The sequence below is a fragment of the Paracoccus denitrificans genome (assembly GCF_900100045.1).
GTDB classification, from domain to species: domain Bacteria; phylum Pseudomonadota; class Alphaproteobacteria; order Rhodobacterales; family Rhodobacteraceae; genus Paracoccus; species Paracoccus denitrificans.
The window spans coordinates 1-2,049 of the sequence record NZ_FNEA01000083.1 but is presented as its reverse complement, the minus strand read 5'-3'; the positions used below and the strand labels follow the sequence as shown (position 1 = coordinate 2,049).

Here is a 2,049-nt window from a genome sequence, read left to right as displayed (position 1 = left end):
AGGGCGGTGGACTTGCCAACCCAGTCGGCCAGCGTGGAACGGTCAAGATCGAGCCCTTCGCGGTCGAAGATCTGGCTCTGACGATACAACGGAAAGCGAGTCGCGCGAGGGGATTTCACCCTCACGCGCTCCCAGAACCGTACGTGAACCTCTCGGTTCATACGGCTCCCAGCATTCAGCCATTTGCGTAAAGAAGAGACCAGTGGGTGAACAATCCCGGCGTAGATTTCGCAATTCTGGCGAGCCAGAGCCGCGCTTGCCGGGGTCGTTGCTTGAAGCGTTTATACTTCCGCATCACCCAACGGACCAAATGAGCGTCGATCAGACGTAGTGTCGAATAGAGCGCCGATTTGTAGAAGCATCTGAAGTAGCCGATCCACCCCTCAATCTGTCGATTGAACATGCGGGCCAGATCGATCAGCCCCTTGTCGCTGCGCCGCTGCAATCCCCAGTTGCGCACCCGGCGTCGGAACGACTTCAGGGCTTTGGGGCTGGCCGCCGGAAGATAGGATACGCCAAACAAACCTCCGCGCCAGATCGCCAGCCGGGGCTGGAACCTGTAGCCGAGAAAGTCGAAAGCAACCGTCGGGAAGGAACCCTTTCGGTTCGTGTCCTTGCAGTAGACGATCTTTGTCTTCTGCGGATGAAGTGTCAGACCGCATCCGGCGAGCCGGTTTTCGACCTGCTGCCACAGCCTGCGAGCTTCATCTTCCGTCCGACAATGACAAATGATGTCATCCGCATAGCGCTCGAACGGCACTTGCGGGTTCTCTCGATCCAGCCATCTGTCGAAAGCGTAGTGCAGGAACAGGTTGGCCAGCAGCGGCGAGATCACCCCACCCTGCGGCGTTCCGCGTTCCTGCGGGACAAGACTGCCATCTTCCATCCTCACAGGTGCCTTCAGCCACCGTTCGATATAAAGCAGCACCCATCGACAGTCCGTATGATGGCGGACTGCCTTGAGCAGGAGCTCATGATCGATGGTATCGAAGAAACCTTTGATGTCCATGTCCAACACCCAGTCGTAGCGCCAGCATCGCTGGCGCGCCTTCCGGATGGCGTCGATGGCAGAGCGTTCAGGCCGATACCCATAGGAATCCCTGTGGAATACTGGTTCCACGAGCGGTTCCAGATAAAGCCGGACGACCTCCTGCGCGATGCGGTCCGTGACCGTCGGAATACCCAACGGCCGTTGGCCCCCATCTGCCTTGGGGATCATCACCCGGCGTACCGACGATGGCATGTAGCTGCCAGAGGACATCCGGTTCCAAAGCTTGTAAAGGTTCGGACCAAGCCGTTCCCCGAAGCTTTCGAGCGTCTGCCCGTCTACACCAGCTGCACCCTGATTGGCGTCCACATGCCGGAACGCCTCCCAGACCTCTCTCTTCTCAATCGTAAACGGCTTTGCCTCTGTCATCCGGCTCGTCCTGTTACCAGTTGGCCAGCGGCAGCGGCTGAACACTACAGCCCCTTCGGTCCAGCACCATTACAGCGCCTTCAACCCTACTACGAACTGTTCTGCCCCTGTGCCCCGCATCGGTACTCTGGGCCTTTCGGGGGCTGCCCGATCGGTCCTCTCCCTTGGCATCGGGACGACAGGTTCTCCTGTTCCGCAAAAGAGCCTGACCCAGATTCACGCCGCCTTCGAGCCGGATGCCGTATGGGCCGGACTTCAGGGCACCGCCCATACTCATCCCGGGATGACCACCACCCCCGGTTCTGACATCAACCATACGCTTTCGGCAGTTCATCGACGGTTCGCTTTCGCTCGTCTCTCTGGATCGTACCTGACGGGATCATGTCCCGCCGTTTCCACAACGCTCACCACCATCGCTCTTTACGACAGCAGCTTGTGGTGGTTTGGGATCGGCTCCTGATCGCCGAACCCGAGGGGCCTGCCCTCATCTCTCTTGCAGTTACGCACCTCCTTTCCATGTTGGTGCTCAGGACACACGATGATCCGCATACTTGCTGACCAGCACATGGGTCAGGAGACCCGGCCCAGGGCGCCCGCGTTCGATGGGGCGCGAGGGCAGCGGGGCCTGCACG

General features: G+C 59.6%; 1 protein-coding gene and 1 pseudogene. Both read right to left on the bottom strand.

Features of this window, described 5'->3' with window-relative positions:
* Positions 1–98 (bottom strand): annotated as a pseudogene (locus BLT64_RS26730) (IS66 family transposase); the annotation flags it as partial.
* Between the two features lie 77 nt (positions 99–175).
* A complete protein-coding gene (ltrA, locus tag BLT64_RS25830; RefSeq protein WP_011750763.1) occupies positions 176–1,417 on the bottom strand; it encodes a group II intron reverse transcriptase/maturase in 1,242 nt (413 codons plus the stop codon).
* Positions 1,418–2,049: the final 632 nt, after the last annotated feature.